This window comes from Lysobacter gummosus (genome assembly GCF_001442805.1).
GTDB classification, from domain to species: domain Bacteria; phylum Pseudomonadota; class Gammaproteobacteria; order Xanthomonadales; family Xanthomonadaceae; genus Lysobacter; species Lysobacter gummosus.
Genome location: NZ_CP011131.1, coordinates 4583253 through 4603512, shown reverse-complemented (window position 1 = coordinate 4603512; position 20260 = coordinate 4583253). Strand labels below are relative to the sequence as shown.

The 20260-nt window shown below is 68.1% G+C and carries 19 protein-coding genes, 1 other RNA gene and 1 riboswitch; of the genes, 13 read left to right on the top strand and 7 right to left on the bottom strand.

The window, feature by feature from the left end; all coding sequences use genetic code 11:
* Positions 1–11 precede the first annotated feature (11 nt).
* Positions 12–1673 (bottom strand): energy-dependent translational throttle protein EttA, encoded by a 1662-nt coding sequence (ettA, locus tag LG3211_RS18645; RefSeq protein WP_057944139.1) that lies wholly within the window; start codon positions 1671–1673, stop codon positions 12–14.
* A gap of 622 nt (positions 1674–2295) precedes the next feature.
* Positions 2296–3198, bottom strand: coding sequence for a lipid A hydroxylase LpxO (lpxO, locus tag LG3211_RS18640; protein ID WP_057944138.1), 903 nt, complete (start codon positions 3196–3198; stop codon positions 2296–2298).
* A 283-nt stretch (positions 3199–3481) separates the two neighbouring features.
* Here lpxO and glyA point away from each other — a divergent pair, with 283 nt between their 5' ends.
* From glyA to LG3211_RS18585, 11 genes are all read left to right on the top strand, one after another.
* Complete coding sequence (glyA, locus tag LG3211_RS18635) at positions 3482–4771, top strand: serine hydroxymethyltransferase (RefSeq protein WP_057944137.1); 1290 nt, start codon at positions 3482–3484, stop codon at positions 4769–4771.
* Between the two features lie 142 nt (positions 4772–4913).
* Positions 4914–5432 (top strand): transcriptional regulator NrdR, encoded by a 519-nt coding sequence (gene nrdR / locus LG3211_RS18630; protein ID WP_057944136.1) that lies wholly within the window; start codon positions 4914–4916, stop codon positions 5430–5432.
* Positions 5429–5905 carry a hypothetical protein gene (locus LG3211_RS18625; RefSeq protein ID WP_148649009.1) on the top strand — a complete coding sequence of 159 codons (477 nt, stop codon included), beginning with the start codon at positions 5429–5431 and terminating at the stop codon, positions 5903–5905. The genes nrdR and LG3211_RS18625 overlap by 4 nt, the downstream gene beginning before the upstream one ends.
* Before the next feature lie 29 nt (positions 5906–5934).
* Positions 5935–6999, top strand: coding sequence for a bifunctional diaminohydroxyphosphoribosylaminopyrimidine deaminase/5-amino-6-(5-phosphoribosylamino)uracil reductase RibD (gene ribD, locus LG3211_RS18620; protein ID WP_057945585.1), 1065 nt, complete (start codon positions 5935–5937; stop codon positions 6997–6999).
* 182 nt (positions 7000–7181) lie between these two features.
* Positions 7182–7958: a class I SAM-dependent methyltransferase gene (locus tag LG3211_RS18615; protein WP_057944134.1), complete on the top strand. Its 777-nt coding sequence runs from the start codon at positions 7182–7184 to the stop codon at positions 7956–7958.
* Positions 7959–8443: 485 nt separating this feature from the next.
* A riboswitch (FMN riboswitch) is annotated at positions 8444–8608 on the top strand.
* Positions 8609–8804: 196 nt separating this feature from the next.
* Entirely contained in the window at positions 8805–9416 is a 612-nt protein-coding gene (locus LG3211_RS18610) for a riboflavin synthase (protein WP_057944133.1), read from the top strand.
* Positions 9413–10588, top strand: coding sequence for a 3,4-dihydroxy-2-butanone-4-phosphate synthase (gene ribB / locus LG3211_RS18605; RefSeq protein WP_057944132.1), 1176 nt, complete (start codon positions 9413–9415; stop codon positions 10586–10588). The genes LG3211_RS18610 and ribB overlap by 4 nt, the downstream gene beginning before the upstream one ends.
* 231 nt (positions 10589–10819) lie before the next feature.
* The gene (gene ribH / locus LG3211_RS18600; RefSeq protein ID WP_057944131.1) at positions 10820–11287 is read left to right on the top strand and encodes a 6,7-dimethyl-8-ribityllumazine synthase; all 468 of its coding nucleotides are present in this window, start codon (positions 10820–10822) and stop codon (positions 11285–11287) included.
* The gene (gene nusB, locus LG3211_RS18595; RefSeq protein ID WP_057944130.1) at positions 11284–11745 is read left to right on the top strand and encodes a transcription antitermination factor NusB; all 462 of its coding nucleotides are present in this window, start codon (positions 11284–11286) and stop codon (positions 11743–11745) included. Before ribH ends, nusB begins: the two co-directional genes overlap by 4 nt.
* A gap of 51 nt (positions 11746–11796) precedes the next feature.
* Entirely contained in the window at positions 11797–12804 is a 1008-nt protein-coding gene (gene thiL / locus LG3211_RS18590) for a thiamine-phosphate kinase (protein WP_057944129.1), read from the top strand.
* A gap of 118 nt (positions 12805–12922) precedes the next feature.
* A complete protein-coding gene (locus LG3211_RS18585) occupies positions 12923–14143 on the top strand; it encodes a hypothetical protein (protein WP_057944128.1) in 1221 nt (406 codons plus the stop codon).
* A 129-nt stretch (positions 14144–14272) separates the two neighbouring features.
* Here LG3211_RS18585 and LG3211_RS18580 read toward each other — a convergent pair whose 3' ends face one another.
* The 4 genes from LG3211_RS18580 to LG3211_RS18565 form a co-directional block, all read right to left on the bottom strand.
* Entirely contained in the window at positions 14273–15661 is a 1389-nt protein-coding gene (locus tag LG3211_RS18580; protein ID WP_057944127.1) for an FAD-binding oxidoreductase, read from the bottom strand.
* The gene (locus tag LG3211_RS18575) at positions 15658–16200 is read right to left on the bottom strand and encodes a metal-dependent hydrolase (RefSeq protein ID WP_057944126.1); all 543 of its coding nucleotides are present in this window, start codon (positions 16198–16200) and stop codon (positions 15658–15660) included. The genes LG3211_RS18580 and LG3211_RS18575 overlap by 4 nt, the downstream gene beginning before the upstream one ends.
* A 229-nt stretch (positions 16201–16429) precedes the next feature.
* The gene (locus tag LG3211_RS18570; protein ID WP_057944125.1) at positions 16430–16843 is read right to left on the bottom strand and encodes a YraN family protein; all 414 of its coding nucleotides are present in this window, start codon (positions 16841–16843) and stop codon (positions 16430–16432) included.
* Complete coding sequence (locus tag LG3211_RS18565; protein WP_237049776.1) at positions 16827–18182, bottom strand: penicillin-binding protein activator; 1356 nt, start codon at positions 18180–18182, stop codon at positions 16827–16829. Before LG3211_RS18565 ends, LG3211_RS18570 begins: the two co-directional genes overlap by 17 nt.
* A 234-nt stretch (positions 18183–18416) precedes the next feature.
* Here LG3211_RS18565 and rsmI point away from each other — a divergent pair, with 234 nt between their 5' ends.
* A complete protein-coding gene (rsmI, locus tag LG3211_RS18560) occupies positions 18417–19244 on the top strand; it encodes a 16S rRNA (cytidine(1402)-2'-O)-methyltransferase (protein ID WP_057944124.1) in 828 nt (275 codons plus the stop codon).
* Between the two features lie 10 nt (positions 19245–19254).
* On the opposite strand, the gene LG3211_RS18555 is transcribed toward rsmI, so the two are convergent.
* The gene (locus tag LG3211_RS18555; protein ID WP_057944123.1) at positions 19255–19596 is read right to left on the bottom strand and encodes a hypothetical protein; all 342 of its coding nucleotides are present in this window, start codon (positions 19594–19596) and stop codon (positions 19255–19257) included.
* Positions 19597–19696: 100 nt separating this feature from the next.
* Here LG3211_RS18555 and rnpB point away from each other — a divergent pair.
* Positions 19697–20056, top strand: an RNA gene (gene rnpB, locus LG3211_RS24600) — RNase P RNA component class A.
* Positions 20057–20260 lie beyond the last annotated feature (204 nt).

Below are 20260 nucleotides of genomic sequence, written 5' to 3'. Positions count from 1 at the left end.
CCGATGGGGTCTTACTTCAGCGCCTTGAACCGCAGACGATGCGGCCGCGCGCCTTCTTCGCCGAGGCGACGCTTCTTGTCTTCTTCGTACTCGCGGTAGTTGCCCTGGAAGAACTCGACGTGCGAGTCGCCTTCGAAGGCCAGGATGTGGGTCGCGATGCGGTCCAGGAACCAGCGGTCGTGCGAGATGACCACCGCGCAGCCCGGGAACTCCAGCAGCGCGTCTTCCAGCGCGCGCAGGGTTTCGACGTCCAGGTCGTTGGACGGTTCGTCGAGCAGCAGCACGTTGCCGCCCTGCAGCAGGGTCTTGGCCAGATGCAGACGGCCGCGTTCGCCGCCCGACAGCGTGCCGACCATCTTCTGCTGGTCCTGGCCCTTGAAGTTGAAGCGGCCGAGGTAGGCGCGCGACTGGATCTCGACGCCGTTGATGTTGAGGATGTCGGCGCCGCCGGAGATTTCCTGGAACACGTTGTGGTTGCCGTCGAGCTTGTCGCGGCTCTGATCCACATAGGCGATCTTGGTGCTCGGGCCCTTGACGATCTCGCCCTTGTCCGGGGTTTCCTGGCCGGTGACCATCTTGAACAGCGTGGATTTACCGGCGCCGTTGGGACCGATGATGCCGACGATCGCGCCGGCCGGGATGATGAAGCTCAGGTCGTCGATCAGCAGGCGGTCGCCGAAGGACTTGGACACGTTCTTGAACTCGATCACCGAGTTGCCCAGGCGCTCGCCCGGCGGGATGAAGATTTCATTGGTCTCGTTGCGGCGCTGGTACTCGACCGAGTTGAGCTCTTCGAAGCGCGCCATGCGCGCCTTGCCCTTGGTGCGGCCGCCCTTGGCGTTGCTGCGCACCCATTCCAGTTCCTTCGCCAGCGCCTTCTGGCGGGCCTTTTCGCCGGATTCTTCCTGCTTGAGGCGCTCGGACTTCTGCTCCAGCCACGCGGTGTAGTTGCCCTTCCACGGGATGCCCTTGCCGCGGTCGAGTTCGAGAATCCACTCGGCGGCGTTTTCGAGGAAGTAGCGATCGTGGGTGACGGCCACCACGGTGCCGGTGTAGCGGGTCAGGAACTGCTCCAGCCATTCGACCGATTCGGCGTCGAGGTGGTTGGTCGGTTCGTCGAGCAGCAGCATGTCGGGCTTTTGCAGCAGCAGCTGGCACAGCGCGACGCGGCGCTTCTCGCCGCCCGACAGCTTGCCGATGATCGCTTCCCACGGCGGCAGGCGCAGCGCGTCGGCGGCGACTTCCAGCTGGTGTTCCAGGGTGTGGGCGTCGCCGGAGGCGAGGATCGCTTCCAGGCGCTGCTGTTCGGCGGCGAGCTTGTCGAAGTCGGCGCCTTCCTCGGCGTAGGCGTCGTAGATCTTGTCGAGCGCGGCCTGGGCGCTGAGCACGTCGCCCACGCCGACCTCGACCGCTTCGCGCACGGTGTGTTCCGGGTTGAGCTGCGGCTCCTGGGCCAGGTAGCCGACCTTGATGCCGGTGGCCGGGCGCGCTTCGCCGGTGAAGTCCTGATCGACGCCGGCCATGATCTTGAGCACGGTGGACTTGCCGGCGCCGTTCAGGCCGAGCAGGCCGATCTTGGCGCCGGGGAAGAACGACAGCGAGATGTCCTTGATGATCTGACGCTTCGGCGGCACGGTCTTGCTGACGCCGTTCATGGTGTAGATGTATTGCATGCGAACTCCGAAGCATGGACGCGCCGAGCCGGGCCGGGGAAGGCCGCAGGGGCGGGGCGGGAAACGAGGATTATCCCGCAGGCGCCGGCTGGGTTCCAGCGCGGGGGACGGGATCAGGAGATGGTGGCGCGGGGCGGGGATTCAAATGGCCGGGGTATGGGCCGTTGGAGTCGCAAAGGGAGGCGGGATTGGAGTTTCCGGGGCTGTGCTGCTGCCAGGCCGTCATTTCCGCACAAGTCGTCATTCCCGCGAAGGCGGGAATCCAGAGACTTAAGCGCCATCTCTCCACACCGTCATTCCCGCGAAGGCGGGAATCCAGAGACTTCAGCACCATCCCTCCAGGTCGTCATTCCCGCGAAGGCGGGCTCCGCTTTACTTCGGCGGAGCCGAACATCCAGGGCCTTTCGTGCGAGAGCCTTTGAAGTCGCTGGATTCCCGCTTTCGCGGGAATGACGGTCTGGAGGGATGGCGCTGAAGTCTCTGGACGTTCGGCTCCGCCGAAGTAAAGCGGAGCCTGCCTTCGCGGGAATGACGGCCTGGGAGGGACGTCGCCATCGACCAGGAACGCCATCGCAATCGCGCTGAAACAGGGCTCACCTGACCCGAAGCCCGAACTCCAACCTCAAAGCCAGACAATAAACGCCACCACCGCCACCACCGCCGCGTACTTGAAGAAGTAGTACGTCCCCTTGCTGCGTTCCTTCAGCCCCTTGGCCTTGAGCCGCAAGGTGTAGAAGTACTTGAACGCCTTATTGATCCCGCCGGTCTTGTCGCCCTCGTTATTGGGCGAGGCGCCGGCCGCGATCAGGCGCTTGGCGATGAAACGGTTCAGCCCGCGCGCCCAGCCCCAGCGCATCGGCCGCTCGATGTCGCAGAACAGGATGATGCGGTTCTGGCTGGAACCGTTCTGGGCCCAGTGGATGTAGGTCTCGTCGAACATGGTCCATTCGCCGTCGCGCCAGCTGTAGCGCTGGCCGTCCACGTCGATGAAACAGGCGTCGTCGTTGGGCGTGTCCAGGCCCAGGTGCAGGCGCAGCGAGCCGGCGTAGGGGTCGCGGTGCGGGCGCAGTTCGCCGCCCGGCGGCAGCTCGGTGAACATCGCCGCCTTGACGCTGGGCACCTCGCGCAACAGCTGGGTGGTGACCGGGCACAGCTCGGCGGCCGAGGGATGGGCGTCGTCGTACCACTTCAGGTAAAAGCGCTTCCAGCCGCGGCGGAAGAACGAGTTGAAGCCGACGTCGTTGTAACCCTCGGCGGCCTTGATCTGCTGCAGTTCGCGCAGATGCAGGGCCTCGGCGCGGATTTCGCGCCAGCGCGCGCGCAGCGGCTCCAGCTCCGGGAAGTACTGGTCCGGGCTCAGGAAGGCGGTGGTCGGCACCCGCGAGCAGGCGTACATCAGCACGTTGATCGGGGCCATGAAGGTCGAGTGGTCCAGCAGCTGCCGGCCCAGACGATGGCGCACCCGGCCGCGGTAGTGCACGTACACCGCGCTGGCGAGGAACAGGAAGACGAAGACCCATTTCATGGTCGCAACATCCGAATCAGGGGCCGCGCAAGTCGGGGGGCGCCGGGGTAGGGCGGCGGGTCCGGCGGTTGGGCGGGCACATTAAAAGTGTGAGGCGAGTATTGTCCGCCGGAGCGGGCGCCGATGGCAGCCCCGCCTTGGCGGTTGGCCGCCATACGCCCCTAGGCTAACATTTCAAGTCTTGCGTCAAGCCACCGGCACGTTAACGGCACCGCGTGCGTTGCCGGCCCGGCCGTTAGACCTCCTCCCCCCTTCCCCGTCCGCTCTTTCCCCGAGGCCGCGAATGTTTCCCAGCCACACCCGTATTGCCGGATTCGACGATGAACTCGCCCAGGCCATCGCCGACGAGGCGCGTCGCCAGGAAGACCACGTCGAATTGATCGCCTCGGAAAACTACGCCAGCCCGCGCGTGCTGGAGGCCCAGGGCAGCGTGCTGACCAATAAGTACGCCGAGGGCTACCCGGGCAAGCGCTATTACGGCGGCTGCGAATTCGTGGACGTCGCCGAGCAGCTGGCGATCGACCGGGTCAAGCAGCTGTTCGACGCCGATTACGGCAACGTGCAGCCGCATTCGGGCTCGCAGGCCAACCAGGCGGTGTATTTCGCCCTGCTCAACCCGGGCGACACCATCCTGGGCATGAGCCTGGCCCACGGCGGCCACCTGACCCACGGCGCCAAGGTCAACGCCAGCGGCAAGCTGTTCAACGCCGTGCAGTACGGCGTCAACGAGCAGGGCCTGATCGATTATGAGGAAGTCGAGCGCCTGGCCCTGGAGCACAAGCCGAAGATGGTCGTGGCCGGCTTCAGCGCCTACTCGCAAGTGGTGGACTGGGCGCGTTTCCGCGCCATCGCGGACAAGGTCGGCGCCTACCTGTTCGTGGACATGGCCCACGTCGCCGGCCTGATTGCCGCCGGCGTCTACCCCAGCCCGGTCCCGCACGCGCACGTGGTCACCTCGACCACCCACAAGACCCTGCGCGGCCCGCGCGGCGGCATCATCGTGGCCAAGCGCTGGGAATCGGCGGTGGACACCGGCACCGGCGCGGTGGATTTCGATGAAATGCAGAAGAAGCTGCAGAGCATCGTCTTCCCGGGCATCCAGGGCGGCCCGCTGATGCACGTGATCGCGGCCAAGGCGGTGGCGTTCAAGGAAGCGCTGGAGCCGGAGTTCAAGGACTACCAGGCCCAGGTCGTGAAGAACGCCCAGGCCATGGCCAAGACCATCATCGCGCGCGGCTACAAGATCGTTTCCGGCGGCACGCAGAATCATCTGATGCTGGTGGACATGATCGGCAAGGGCATCACCGGCAAGGACGCGGAAGCCGCGCTCGGCCGCGCCCACATCACCGTCAACAAGAACGCGGTGCCCAACGATCCGCAGAAGCCCTTCGTGACCTCGGGCCTGCGCATCGGCACCCCGGCCGTCACCACCCGCGGCTACAAGGAACCCGATTGCGTCGCCCTGGCCGAGTGGATCTGCGACGTGCTCGACAACCCGAAGGATGAGAAGGTCATCGCCGGGGTGCGCGAGAACGTGACCAGGCAGTGCGCTCAGTTCCCGGTTTACGGCTGAGAGCGAGGAGTGAGCGGTGAGGAGTGAGGAACGAGCAACAGCAACCGTGCCGTGGCTTGTTCTTGTTGCTGGTTCGGAGGACAGTGGCCGCGTTACCGGCCTGTCCACTCACTTCTCACTCCTCTCGACTCACTCCTAGCCAATGCATTGTCCCTTCTGCCAGCACGTGGACACCCGGGTCATCGATTCGCGCGTGTCCGACGACGGCGCGACCATCCGTCGCCGCCGCGTCTGCGAGGCTTGCGGGGAACGTTTCAGCACGATCGAGACGATCGAACTCAAGCTGCCGGTGATCATCAAGGGCGACGGCCGCCGCGAGGCCTTCGACGCGCGCAAGCTGCGCGCCGGCTTCGATCGCGCGCTGCAAAAGCGCCCGGTCTCGGAAGAACAGATCGAATCGGCGGTGCGCGCGGTGGTCCATCAACTGCGCATGACCGCCGAGCGCGAACTGGCCTCGCGCCGGATCGGCGAATTCGTCATGGCCGAGCTGCGCAAGCTCGACCATGTCGGCTACGTGCGCTTCGCCTCGGTGTACCGCTCGTTCGAGGACGTGGCCGATTTCCGCGAGGAACTCGACCGCCTGGAACGCGATATTCCCGGCGACGGGCAGCTGCCGCTGTTGGGCGACGACGTACAGGCCGAGCGACCCAAGCGGCGATGAGCGAGAGCGCTCCACGCAAGTACCGGTATGCGCGCGATAAATTGCGCAGCCATTGGTTTTCGATGTGGGTGCTGTACGCGACGGGCCTGCCGCTCGTAGCCGCCGGCGCTTACTTCTACCCCAGTCCGCCAGCGACCGGCTTGGCCATCGTGTGGGCGGTGCTGGCGCTGTTGCTGTGGTGGCGCGAACGCCGCGCGGAGGCGGCGCACTGGCGCGATATCGATGGCACCGCGCTGTGGTTCGACGACGGACATCTGTGCTGCGAGGGACCGATCCAGGGACGACTGGATCTGATCGAGGTGCGCGAGGTGCGGGCCTTTTTGAAACGAGGCGAAGTCGATCGGCTGGCGATCAAGCACGCGAGCGGGCATACGGTGTTGTTCATCGGCATCGACGATCCCGCGGCGTTTTTGGCCGATTTCCGCCGCAACGTGCCACGAGCGAGCTACCAGACTACGAAGGATTGGCTGTGAGCGAATTCAGCGCCACCGATCACGCCCACATGGCCCGCGCGCTGCGCCTGGCCGAGAAGGGCGCCTACACCACCAAACCCAATCCGATGGTCGGCTGCGTGATCGCGCACGGCGAGGAAATCGTCGGCGAGGGCTGGCACGTGCGCGCCGGAGAGCCGCACGCGGAAGTGCATGCGCTGCGCGCGGCCGGCGACCGCGCGCGCGGCGCGACCGCGTACGTGACCCTGGAGCCGTGCGCGCACACCGGCCGCACCGGGCCGTGCAGCGATGCGCTGATCGAAGCCGGCGTGGCGCGCGTGGTCGCGGCGATGCGCGACCCGTTCCCGCAAGTGGACGGCGCCGGTTTCGCCAAGCTGCAGGCGGCCGGCATCGCGGTGGAAAGCGGCCTGATGGAAACCCAGGCGCGCGCGCTCAATCGCGGCTACCTTGCGCGCCTGGAGCGTGGACGGCCGTGGCTGCGGGTCAAGCTGGCGACCAGCCTGGACGGCCGCAGCGCGCTGGCCAGCGGCGAATCCAAATGGATCAGCGGCGAGGCTTCGCGCCTGGACGTGCAGCGCTGGCGCGCGCGCTGCGGCGCGATCGTGACCGGCGCCGGCACCGTGCTGGCCGACGATCCTTCGCTGACCGTGCGCCTGGGCGACGACACCGCTTTCGTCGCGCCGCTGCGGGTGGTGCTCGATCCCGGCCTGGCCACGGTCGCGCGCGGTCGCGTGCGCGAAGGCGATGCGCCGACCTTGTACCTGCATGCGCCCGACGCCAAGCCGCCGCGCGATTTCAGCGCCCAGCACGCGGCGGTGCCGGTGCGCGAGGGCCGCATCGACCTGGAAGCGGTGCTCAAGCTGTTGGCCGAGCGCGGCGTCAACGAAATCCAGCTGGAAGCCGGCGCTACCCTGGCCGGCGCGTTTCTCGCCCAGGGGCTGGTCGATGAGGTGTTGCTGTACATCGCGCCGGTGCTGCTGGGCGAGAACGCGCGACCCTTGTTCGACGGCCTGGGCATCGAGGCGATGACTCACAAGCTGCAGCTGGATGTGATCGATGTGCGCCGGCTCGGTGAGGACACGCGGGTGTTGTTGCAGCCCAGGCGTCAGGGGTAACGAGGAGTGAGTTCACAGGAGTGAGGAGTGAGTTAGATCAAGAGCGTTCGTTGGCGGTTGCGACGGCGCTGGTTCGCTGTTTTTGCCGATTCTCTTCAGCGCATCTATCCCCCACTCACGCTGCTTTCGCCCTTGATCCTACTCACTCCTCACTCCTCTTAACTCACTCCTAGCTCCAACCCATGAGCCAGAACGCGTTCAAGGACCATTTCTCCGCGATCGCCGGCGCCTACGCGGCGGCGCGGCCGGAGTATCCGCCCGCCTTGTTCGAGCAGATCGCGCGCCACGTGCCGGCGCAGGCGCGGGTGTGGGAGCCCGGTTGCGGCAGCGGCCAGGCCACGCGCGGGTTGGCGGCGCATTTCGCTCAGGTGCACGCCACCGATCCGAGCGCGCAGCAGATCGAACAACACTGGGCGCGCGAAGCGGCGATGCGCGGCGACGGACCGGTCAGCCTGGCGATCGAGCCGGGCGAGCGCACCGAACTGGCCGATGGCAGCGTGCAGTTGGTCGCGGTGGCCCAGGCCGTGCATTGGTTCGATCGCGAACGCTTCTTCGCCGAATGCGATCGCGTGCTCGCGCCGGGCGGCGTGCTGGCGGCGTGGGCCTACGGCGATTTCCTGGCGCCGGAAGGCATGGTCGAGGCGGTGGCTGCGTTTCGTTTCCAGATCGACGAATACTGGCAGCGCGAAAACGCCGAAGTCCGCGACGGATACACCGGCTACGCGTGGCCGTTTGCGGCATTGCCGACGACGCCGGTGTGGCTGGAAGCGCAGTGGGGCCTGGGACGTTTTCTCGGCTATCTGAACAGTCTGTCGGCCAGCGAGCGCTGCCGTGCCGCGACCGGCGACGACCCGGTCGCGATGCACCGCACGGCCTTGACCCAGGCCTGGGGCATGGCCGAGGACGTGCGCACGATCCAGTGGCCGCTGCATCTGCATTTGCGGCGCAAGGCGGAATGATTCAGGTGGGGGCGTAAATCTCCAGGCCGTCACTCCCGCGAAGGGTGCAGAGCCTTTAGCGTCGTCCTCCAGACCGTCATTCCCGCGAGCGCGGGCTCCGCTTTACTTCGGCGGAGCCGAACATCCGGAGCCTTCAGCGCCATCCCTCCAGGCCGTCATTCCCGCGAAGGCGGGAATCCAGAGGCTTCAGCGCCCTCCCTCCAGACCGTCATTCCCGCGAACGCGGGAATCCAGAGACTTCAGCGCCATCCCTCCGGACCGTCATTCCCGCGAACGCGGGAATCCAGTGTCTTTGCCGTGACCTGCACGAAAGTCGCTGGATTCCCGCGTTCGCGGGAATGACGGCGGGGGAGAGGCGTCGCAGCCGGAAGCACCCCAACCTCCGCACCCACAGAACAAACCATCCGGCCCCAGCCAGCCCCGGACCACCGGCCCCCCAGGCCCCCGGTGCTAAACTCCCCCGGCCGGTTCGCCGGCACCACAGGTAACGTCTTCAGGGCGGGGCGAAACTCCCCACCGGCGGTAGGCGCGGCAACGCGCGAGCCCGCGAGCGCCTGCGGATCCCGGCCTCGGCCGCGCGAACCGCAGGGTCAGCAGATCCGGTCCAATGCCGGAGCCGACGGTCACAGTCCGGATGAAAGAAGACGGCTACGCGCGAGCCCGTTCGCGAACATGTTCGCGCGCACGGGCGAGACGACTCCCGCGGCCCGGCCGCGCGTCGTGCGTTGTCTTCAAAGCCTTGAGGCGTTTTTCGCTCACTTCATGCGGGAAACGTTTCATGACCCAGTTCAATCGCAACACCGGCGCGGCCTCGCGCCCGCGCGCCCTCCATCGGGAGGTGCGCTGATGTTCACCGGCATCATCGAAGGCGTCGGCAGCCTTGCCTCCACGCAAGACCTGGGCGGAGATGTGCGGTTGCGCATCGCTACCGGGACGCTGGATTTCTCCGAGCCCAAGTTGGGTGAGAGTATTTCGGTCAATGGGGTTTGTTTGACCGTGATTGCGTTCGGCTCCGGTTGGTTCGACGCCGACGCCTCCACCGAAACCCTGTCGCTGACCACGCTGGGCGCGCTCAAGCCCGGTGCGTTGACCAACCTGGAACGCGCGATGCGCCCGACCGACCGCCTCGGCGGCCACATGGTCAGCGGCCACGTCGATGGCGTCGGCGCGGTGCTGTCGGTGCACGAAGACGCGCGCGCGCAGCGCTGGCGCTTCCGCGCGCCGCAGCCGCTGCTGCGCTACATCGCCAAGAAAGGCTCGATCTGCGTCGATGGCGTCAGCCTGACGGTCAACGAAGCCGACAGCGAAGGGTTCGAGGTCGCGTTGATTCCGCATACCGTGCAGAACACCGCGTTCGCGCAGACCGGCGTGGGCGCTTCGGTCAATCTGGAAATCGATCTGGTGGCCCGCTACGTCGAGCGTCTGCTCGGCGAGCGCCGGCCCGGAGGTGCGGCATGAGTTTCGCGAGCGTTCCCGAACTGCTGGAGGAAATCCGCGCCGGCCGCATGGTGGTGATCGTCGATGACGAGGACCGCGAGAACGAAGGCGATCTGATCATGGCCGCCGAATTGGTGCGTCCGGCCGACATCAACTTCATGGTCACCCACGCCCGCGGCCTGGTGTGTCTGTCGCTGATGCGCGAGCGCTGCCTGCAACTGGGCCTGGGCCCGATGGTGCGCGACAACACGTCCTCGCACCACACCAATTTCACCGTCAGCATCGAGGCGGCCGAAGGCGTCACCACCGGCATTTCCGCCTACGACCGCGCGCATACCGTGCGCACGGCGGTACGGCCCGACGCCAAGCCGTCGGATCTGGCCCAGCCCGGCCACATCTTCCCGCTGATGTCGCAACCCGGCGGCGTGCTCAGCCGCGCCGGCCACACCGAGGCGGCGAGCGATCTGGCCCTGCTGGCCGGCCTGGAACCGGCCGGCGTGCTGGTGGAGATCCTCAACGCCGACGGCAGCATGGCGCGGCGTCCGCAGTTGGAAGCCTTCGCCGCCGAGCACGGGCTCAAGATCGGTTCGATCGAGGAATTGATCCGCTACCGCCTGGCCACCGAGCACACGGTCGAGCGCGTGGATTCGCGCGAGATCGAAACCGAGCACGGCCCGTTCCAGTTGCTGAGTTATCGCGACCGCCTGACTCATTCGCTGCATTTCGCCCTGACCCGCGGCGTCGCCGACGCGAACACGCCGACCCTGGTGCGCGTGCATGTGCAGAACCCGCTGGCCGACGCGCTGCATTGGCGTCGCCCGGACTTCGGCCCGGCGGTCGGCGACGTGCTGGCCGCGATCGCGCGCGAAGGCCGCGGCGCGCTGGTGCTGCTGGCCGACCATGCCGACGCCGAGGCCTTGCTGGCGCGCGTGCGCGAGCAGCCGGCCACGCACGCGGATGGGCACGGCGCGCACGAGCCCGCGTTCGAGGGGCAGGGCGGGACGGCCCCGGCCGAGCCGCCGACCCGCGGCCACGCCCTGCTGGAATGGCGGCGCAACGGCGCCGGCGGCCAGATCCTGGCCGACCTGGGCCTGGGCAAGCTGCGCGTGCTGGGCACGCCCCGGCGCCAGATCGGCCTGGCCGGGTTCGGGCTGGAAGTGGTCGAGTACGTGGATATCGCGGCGCTGGGGTGAGGTCGGCGGCGCTTCGTTTCTTCCATGCCGTCATTCCCGCGAAAGGGGGAATCCAGCGACTTCAAACGTCCTCGCACGAAAGGCCCTGGATTCCCGCCTTCGCGGGAATGACGAGCAAAAACAAAGGCCGGGCAAACCCCCGGCCACCGCCCACCCAACCGGCAGCCGATGCCTGCACCCGTTAAACTAGCCCCCTTTCGTCCAGCCCCCCTCAGTTCAGCGGACCCCGTCATGCCCCATTACGAAGGCGACCTGCGCAGCCCGCCGGGCGCGCGCTACGCCATCATCGCCAGCCGCTGGAACCCGCGCATCACCGACACCCTGGTGGCCGGTGCGCGCAAGACCTTCGCCGAACACGGCGTCACCGAGGGCGCCATCGACGTGATCCGCGTCCCCGGCGCCTGGGAACTGCCGGTGCTCGCGCGCCGCCTCGCGCTCGCCGGCCGTCACGCCGCCGTGGTCGCGCTGGGCTGCGTGGTGCGCGGCGATACCCGTCATTACGAACAAGTCGCCGACGGCTGCTCCGACGGCCTGATGCGCGTGTCGCTGGATCACGGCCTGGCCATCGCCAACGGCGTGCTCGCGGTGGAACGCCACGAGGACGCGGAAAACCGCGCCGGCGGCAGCCACGGCAACAAGGGCGAGGAAGCGGCGCTGGCCGCCTTGGAAATGAGTCACCTGCTGGAGCAACTGCCATGAATCGCCGCCGTCAGGATGGAATCGACCCCGTAGCGCGTTCGCGCGCCCGCCGCCGCGCGCTGCAGGCCGTGTACGCTTGGCAGCTGTCGGGCGCCAAGGTCAACGACGTGATCTCGCAGTTCGCCCACGAGCAGGCCCACGAAGTGGCCGACCTGATCTATTTCGAGGATCTGGTGCGCGGCGTGGATCAGCATCAGGACGATCTGGATCAGGCGCTCACGCCGTTCCTGGATCGCGAGATCGAACAGGTCGATCCGATCGAGCGCGCGACCCTGCGCATCGCCGCCTACGAACTGCGCCATCGCCCCGACGTGCCGTATCGCGTGGTCATCAACGAGGCGATCGAAACGGTCAAGCGCTTCGGCGCCGAGCACGGCCACACCTACGTCAACGGCGTGCTCGACCATGCCGCCGCGCAATGGCGCGCGGTGGAATTCAACGCTTCCAAGAAGAAGTGATCCGCTCGCGCCGCGCCCGTTGAACACGACGGGCGCGCCGGGACCGTCGCGATGAGCGCAGCCGAATTCGACCTGATCGCACGCATCCGCGCCCGCGCGGCGACGCGCGGGGACGTGGTGCTGGGCATCGGCGACGATGCCGCCTTGCTGCAGCCGCCGCCGGGCCGGCAGTTGGCGGTCGCTACCGACACGCTCAATCGCGGCGTGCATTTCGGCGACGACGCGGCCGCGGCCGATATCGGCTGGAAAGCGCTGGCGGTGAATCTGTCCGACCTGGCCGCGATGGGCGCCGAACCGGCCTGGTGCACCTTGTCGTTGTCGCTGCCGGATGAGGGCGGCGAGTCGCGCCAGACATTCGTCGATGGTTTTCTCGATGGTTTCCTGGAGCTGGCCGCGCAACACCGCGTGGCCCTGGTCGGCGGCGACACCACGCGCGGGCCCTTGTCGGTGTGCGTGACCGTGATCGGTTTCGTCGAACCCGGTTGGGCGTTGCGTCGCGACGCGGCGCAAGTCGGCGACGAAATCTGGGTTACCGGCACGCTCGGCGACGCCGCGGCCGCGCTGGCCCTGGCCGGCGTCGCGCCGTACTGCGATCACGAAGTGCGCAACAACAGCGGCGACGCACAGACCGACGCCGCGCGTTTGTTCGAACGGCTGCATCGCCCGACGCCGCGCGTCGTGGCTGGCCGTGCGCTGCGCGGATTGGCCCGCGCCGGCATCGATATTTCCGATGGTTTGCTGGCCGACCTCGGTCACGTGTGCGCGGCCTCGAACGTCGGTGCGTGCATCGAAGCCGGGCAACTGCCGACCTCGCATGCGCTCGCAGCCGCGCGCGACGGCGATTCGCGCCGTGTTCTGCAACTGACCGGCGGCGACGATTACGAACTGTGTTTCACCGTCGCGCCGCGGCAACGCGCGAGCGTCCTGCAGGCGTTGTCCGCGAGCGGCACGCTGGTGCAAATGATCGGCCACATAGAAGCGCAGCCGGGCGTGCGCGTACGCCTGCCCGATGGTTCGGCGTGGACGCCGCCGCGCAACGGCTATCAGCATTTCGGCTGAGAGTTCCCCGCGCGATCGCCGGGCTATGCCATCAGTTGGGTCGATCGCCCGGAAGAGTTCAGACCGCTTTCATTGCGCCGATGAGAGTCTGAACGCGACTTCCTCATTGCCTCTGCCCATGCGCCTGCCTGCATCGACGTCGGTTCGTTTTTGCAGGTCGCGCACCTGGATCTGGCTCGGCCTGGCCGGCGCGGCGCTGGGTTTGAGCGGTTGCGGCGCGGTGCGTTCGATCGCCGGCATCAACACTGTCCATCTGCAAGATGCGAAGGTCAGCGCGATCCAGGCCGGCATCGGCCCCGGGGTGAGCACGATCTGTCCGCGCCAGCCGGTGCAGATGCACGTGGCGGTCACCGCGCAACTGCCGCGCCAACCGGCGCCGGCGAGCTTCGAGACCTGGAGCGGCGGCAACGGCACGCGCCGCAACGGCATGCTGGATTTTCGCAATTTCGCTTTCTCCAGCGCGCAGGGACGGTTCGACGAACTGGGTTGGTTCGCGCCCGATCCCGATGTTCTGGCGACGGTGGACAGCGGTTTCGCGATCAGCACGCAGTTGCTGCACCCGACCGCGTCGCTGGCGCAGACGCGGCATTACCCGGCCGATTACCGCTGCATCGTCGGTGTCGGCGCGCCCGGCGGACCCGGGCCGGCGGGCGCGGATGGCGCCAGCGGTTTCAGCGGCAGCGATGGACGCAGCGGTTACGACGGCCAGGATGGACAAAGCGGCGGTCGCGGCGGCGACGGCATGCCGGGCGGCCCGGGTTTCCACGGGCCGCGGCTGCGCATGTACGCGACCTTTGCGAGCACGCGGCTGTATTCGAAGCTGATCGCGGTGCGCGTGCTCGGCGATTTCGAGGACTTCGTGCTGGCGCCGGCGGATCGCCCGCTGACCCTGATCGCGACCGGCGGCATCGGTGGCGCGGGCGGCGACGGCGGCATGGGCGGCAGCGGCGGCGATGGCGGACGCGGCGAAGGCGACAAGGACCGTCCGGGTTACGGCGGCGATGGCGGCGACGGAGGCGATGGCGGTTACGGCGCGCCCGGCGGCATCGGTGGCGACGGCGGCGGGATCGAATTGGTCTACGACCGGCGTTATCCCGAGCTCGCGCAGCTGCTGCGTTTCGACGTTTCCGGCGGCCGTCCCGGCCCGGGCGGCGAAGGCGGCAGCGGCGGCAGCCAGGGCAGCGGCGGCGGTGGCAGCCACTCGGGCCGCAGCGGAGGTTACGGCACGTACGGCTCGTCCGCTCCCGAGGGTTTGCCGGGGCGTCCGGGACATGCCGAACTCAGCGCGGGCGATGTATCGGCGTACTTTCGCGATCTGCCGGGCGTGCGGATGTTGTGAGCCGCCCCGCTGGGCAGGCGAGAACATCCAGGCCCACGATCCAGATTCAGTATCGTTCCGGCCCGATGCTTCAATCCACGCGCTCGCCGCACAGGCGCCGCGAAAAGAACAACCGCATCGCCAGGCGACTCATTCGTCCGGCAGCAGCTTGCCCGGATTGAGGATGCCGTCCGGATCGAACACCGTCTTCAACTGCCGCATCAACGCCAGCGTCTGCGCGCCCACCGCCTGCGGCATGAACTCGCGCTTGGCCAGGCCGATGCCGTGTTCGCCCGATAAAGTGCCGCCCAGCGCGAGCGCCAGTTCGAATACACGGTTCATCGCGTGGTGCCCGCGCTGGTTCTGCGATTCGTCGGCCGGGTCGTAGAGCAGGTTGACGTGCAGGTTGCCGTTGCCGGCGTGGCCGAAGCACACGATAGGCAAGTCGAATTCGCGCGACAGCGCCTGCACGCCGTCGACCAGTTCCGGAATGCGCGAGACCGGCACCACCACGTCTTCGTTGATCTTGCCCGGCGCCAGCGTGCGCAGCGACGGCGACAACGCCTTGCGCGCGGCCCAGAGTTTTTCGCGAGCGGCTTCGTCGGCGGCGTCGTCGAGCGAAAGCAGGCCGTCGCCGGCGGCGGCGCGCTTCAAGGCTTCGATCGCGTACGGCAGGGTCTGCGCATCGCCGTCGGCTTCGATCATCAGCAAGGCGCCGGCCTCGTGCGGCAGATCGGCGCCGCCGACATCGCGCGCCAGCTGCACCGCGTGCGCGTCCATGAATTCCAGCATCGACGGCGTCACCGGTTGCGCCATCAGCCGCGCGACCGCGAGCGCGGCCGAGGACACGTCGCGATAGATCGCGCGCAGCGCCGCGCGCGCCGGCGCCGACGGCGTCAGGCGCAGGCTGGCTTCGACGATCAGCGCCAGCGTGCCTTCGCTGCCGACCAGGAGACGATGCAAGTCGTAGCCGGTGGAGCCCTTGGTCGTGGCCGTGCCGCACACGATCAGTTCGCCCGCGCCGGTCACCGCGGTCAGCGCCAGCACGTTGTCGCGGCTGGCGCCGTACTTCACCGCGCGCGGGCCGCCGGCGTTGCAGGCCAGATTGCCGCCGACGGTGCTGAACGCCGCGCTGGTCGGGTCCGGCGGCCAGAACAGGCCGTGGGCCTTGAGCGCGGTCTGCAGGTCGCCGTTGAGCACGCCGGGTTCGACGATCGCGCAGCGGTCGCCGGGACGGATTTCGACGATGCGGTTCATACGCTCGAACGAGACCACCACGCCGCCGGCGATCGGCACCGATGCGCCGGTGGTGTTGGTGCCGCGTCCGCGCGCGACCACCGGCACGCGATGGCGCCGGCACGCGCGCACCAGCGCCTGCACTTGCTCGCGGTTGCGCGGCAGGGCGACCGCATCGGGCAACGCTTGCCGGCGCGAGTTGTCGTAAGCGTAGGCCAGCCGGTCGCCCGGATCGGTCAGCCACGCGTCGCCGAGCAGCTGCGCGAGCTCCTCGTGCAAGGCCGGCGGCAGGCGGCTGCTCATCGCGCCGGTTCCGCGCGCATCGACATCCGTCGCAAGCTCGCGCCGAGCGCGCCGACGGCGAGCGCGGGCAGCACGATCCAGCGTGCTTCCGACCACAGCACCTGCAGTCCGCGCGCGCTGAAGAAACGCGCGCCGATCGGCGAGACCTCGATAGGACGCCACGGCGCGAAGATGCGCGCGTCCGACCATGGCCAATACAGCGCCACGCCGAGGCCGCCGTCGGTCAGCGCATCCAGCAGCGGATGCGAGGCGGCGCAGACGAACAGCCACAAGGCCGCGCGCGACGGCGGCGCGCGCAACCAGCGCGAAGCCAGCGCGCCGAATACGGCGAGGATCGCCGCGAAGGCGAAGGAATGGCTGGCGCCACGATGACCGAAGTCGTCCGCGTAGGCGATGCCGAGCTTGAACGCGGCCACGTCGGCGTCCGGCAGCATCGCCGCGATCGCGCCGGCGACCAACAGCCGCGATGGAATCGTGCGCGGGCCCAGCGCCCAGCCCAAGGCGAGCGGAACCACGGCGTGGGTCATGATGGTCGGCATAGTGGGCTCATGGTATCGCCGCGGGCCGGCGGTTGCTGCTGGCAAATCGCTGTGCAACGGCGAAGTGTTTTGTGGGAGGGACTCAGTCCCGATGCTTTTCGATCAGATTGCGCGATCGTGGAAAGGTTTGGCGACCTGATCGAAAAGCATCGGGGCTGAAGCCCCTCCCACAAGAGCAAATCCCACAACAGCAAATGCCGCAAGAGCAAATGCCGCAAGAGCAAAAGCGCTAGACATCGTCGGCGCGAAACGCATCGCGCAGCCAGTTCAAGCGAGGCTGCGCCGGATCGCCATCGGCTTCGATCACATCGAAGCGGCACGGACAGTCGGCATAACGCGGATGAGCGAGCAAGAACGCCTGCGCGGCCAGCACCAGCTTGCGGCGTTTGCGCGCGTCCACCGAGGCCGCGCCGCCGCCGAAGCGATCGTCGCGGCGGTAACGCACTTCCACGAAGACCACGGTGCCGCCGTCGAGCACGACCAGATCGAGCTCGCCGAAACGGTAGTTGGCGTTGGCGGCGACGGCGCGCAGGCCGTGTTCGAGCAGATGCGCGCGCGCCGCGGCTTCGACCGCGGCGCCGCGGCCGCGACGATCCGGCGCGGTGCGCGCCGGACCGGCCGCCGGATCAGCGGCGCGAGGCATCCGCCAGCGGCACCGCGACGCCGCTGCTGAAGGTGGACCACGCCGGCGTGCGCAGCACGGTGCCGCCGCCGTCGATGCGCAGCACGCCGGTCGCGCCGGCGATGTAGGCATCCGGACGCGAAGCCAGACGTTCGAGATAGGCGCTGAGCTGCCAGGCGTCGTAGCCGAAGGCGAACAGGCGCGCGCCGCCGGGGCCACGCGCGGTCGGCAGCGTCTGGGCGACGCCGACCGCCGGCGACAGGCCGCGGATGCCGCCGGTGGTCCAGGTTTCCGAGGGGAAGGCGATGCCGTCCAGGACGCGGTCCTGCTCCGGCTTGCCGGTGCCCTGCAGCACTTGCGAGGTCGCCACGCGCGGCTTGTCGGACAAGCCGACCATCGCCAGCTTGGGCACCAGATTGCGCGCCGAGCTGCCCTTGACCGCGAGGAACACCGCATCGACGCCGCCTTCCTTGGCCACGAACGGGCCCAGGTCGGCGGTGCCTTCGCTGACGCTGTCGGTGACCACGGCGCCGCCGCCGGCCAGGCGTTCCTTCAGCGCGGCGATGGCGCGGCGCTGGCCGTCGTCGCCGCCGTCGATGGCGAGCACGCGCTTGACCTTGCGTTCGAGCAGGTAGTCGGCCGCGGCCAGGCCTTCGTCTTCCGGAGTCAGCGAGAAACTGACGTTGCCGCTGGGCGGCGCCACGTTGCCGCGATTGAGCGCGAGCACCGGCACCGGCAAGGCGCCTTTGGCGAACAGGGCGCTGACTTCATCGCGGCCGAGCGGGCCGATGACGAAGTCGTTGCCGTCGGCCACGGCCTTGTCGTAGGCGGCCAGGGTGCCGCCGCCGGTGCTGCCGGTGTCGTAGAAATGGATTTCCGGACGGCGCCGGGTTTCGCCGTAGTAGGCGGCGTTCAAACCGTCGCGCACCGACGCGCCGGCGATCATGCTCGGGCCGCTGGAAGGCAGCAGCACCGCCAGTTTCATCGGCGGGCGGTAGCCGTCGGCTTCCGCGGGCGGGCGCTGGCCGGCGTTGAAACTCCAGTCAGAGCTGCGGTCGAACGGACGCGGCAGCGGCAGTCCGCGCTTCATCAGCGCGCGGCCGACGAAGTTGTACAGCGGATCGCCGGGCGGCAGCGCGTTGGCTTCGCGGCTCAAGGTGGCGTCGTCGAGCTGGGTCAGCAGGCGATCGATCTGTTGTTCGTTCGCGGCGCGCTCGGCACCGGTCAGGCCGGCGTGTTTGCCGGCCAGATGGCCGGCCTGGGCCACGATCGGATTGGACGCGCTGACCGCGGCGGTGGGCCGGGTTTCCACGCTGGCGCAGCCGCCCAACAGCGCGGTCGCCGCCAAAGCACTGAACATCCATGTCAAAGCGGGCCGGTTTTTCTTATAAGTCATCGGCTTGCATTCGCCGCGCAGCGGCGTTCCTATGGGACCGGTTAGGATTCTACCCGGCCTGGGTAGCGGTGAATCATTCGCGCCGCCCCGGCTTCAGGTACGGCGCTGGACGGCGGGTACGGCATCCAGCGCGCGCGCCGGTGCGGTTCTTGCGTGCCCGGCGCCGCCCGGTTAAGCGATTTCATTCAGTTGAGCACGATGCAGACTCCCGCCACCTTACATATCGTCGCCACCCCGATCGGCAATCTCGGCGACCTCACTCCGCGCGCGCTGGAAACCTTGCGCAGCGTGGCGGCGATCTGCGCCGAGGACACGCGCCATACCCGCCAGTTGCTGTCGCATTTCGGCCTGGAACGGCCGTTGCTCGCCTTGCATCAGCACAACGAGGAACAGCAGGCGGCGCAGTTGGTGGCGCGTTTGCAGGCGGGCGAGTCGCTGGCGTTGGTGTCGGATGCGGGCACGCCGTTGGTCAGCGATCCGGGCTATCGCCTGGTCCGCGCCGCGCGCGCGGCCGGCATCCGGGTATCGCCCGTGCCGGGCGCTTGCGCCGCGATCGCCGCGCTCAGCGTCGCCGGCCTGGCCTCGGATCGGTTCAGTTTCGAAGGATTCCTGCCGGCCAAGACCTCGGCCCGGCGCGAGCGCCTGACCCGGCTGGCGGCCGAGCCGCAGACCTTGTTGTTCTACGAGTCGGCGCACCGCATCGAGGAAACCCTGGACGACATGGTGGCCGCGTTCGGCGAACAGCGCGTGGCGGTGATCGCGCGCGAGCTGACGAAACTGTTCGAGACCGTGCTCGACGGCCCGCTGGTCGAACTGGCGGCGCGGGTGAAGGCCGATCCCAATCAGCGCAAGGGCGAGTTCGTGGTGATCGTCGAGGGCGCCGGCGACGACGCCGACGCCAAGGTGATCGAGGGCAAGCGTATCTACGCCAAGCTCAGCGAGCATCTGCCGCCGTCCACCGCGGCGAAGCTGGCGGCGGAGTTGAGCGGGGCGCCGCGCAAGGCTTTGTACGGCAGCGGCGAATAAGCGCCGTCGATCAGCCCGGCGGCGGTTTGCGCAGGGGCCGCATCGCCGCGACCAGTTGATCCAGCAGTTTCGGCCCGGCCACCACATCGAACGACCAGCGGTCTTCGGAGATGAAGATCGGCAGGCCGTTGACCTGAAGCGTGCGTTCGCCGCCGTCGATGCTGAAGGAGCGCTCGCCGTCGATTTCAGTTCTGCGGATCGAGCCATAGGCCGGCCAGAACGCGGCCTGCAGTTCTTCCTCGGCCCAATCGGGCAGGCGCGCGGCGAGGCTTTGCGCGTCGAGCAGGCCGGCGCGGCGGAGCATGCCGCGGGGGTACAGCGGATAGTGGTCTTCGGGGTCGTCGCTTTGCATGGGCCGGCCGATCCTCGCCGCGGCGCGCGGGATGCGCGGTATTCGCCAATTTAACTGCGCGACGGCGGTTGAGCGCGTGCGCGTGCGACAATGCCGGCGCGAAGTAGGCCAGGCAGTCGCGTCATCGGGTCGCAAGATCCGGTGCCGAGGAAAGTCCGGGCTCCACAGGGCACGGTGCCAGGTAACGCCTGGGCGGCGCGAGCCGACGGAAAGTGCAACAGAGAGCAGACCGCCGAACGGCCCGCAAGGGTGCGTGGTAAGGGTGAAACGGTGCGGTAAGAGCGCACCGCGAGTCTGGCAACAGACCGGCACGGCAAACCCCACCGGGAGCAAAACCAAATAGGGAGACTATGTCGCGGCCCGCGATGTCTCCGGGTAGGTTGCTTGAGCGTAACGGTGACGTTGCGCCTAGAGGAATGACTGTCCACGACAGAACCCGGCTTATCGGCCTACTTCGCGCTTTTCTTGGCTGCGCCTTCGAAAAGCCCCAAAGTTTGCTTTGCAAACTTCGGGCCCCGCTATGTGCTTCCAAATCCCCGCCCCTTCGGGGCACCCCCTTTACTAAACGGGGCTCTCGTATTGATGGGGACGCGGAGAGCTGGGCGTTCGTTATTCGCTTTTGCTTGAAGCCCTCTCCCGCTTGCGGGGTGAGTGGGCGCCGCTT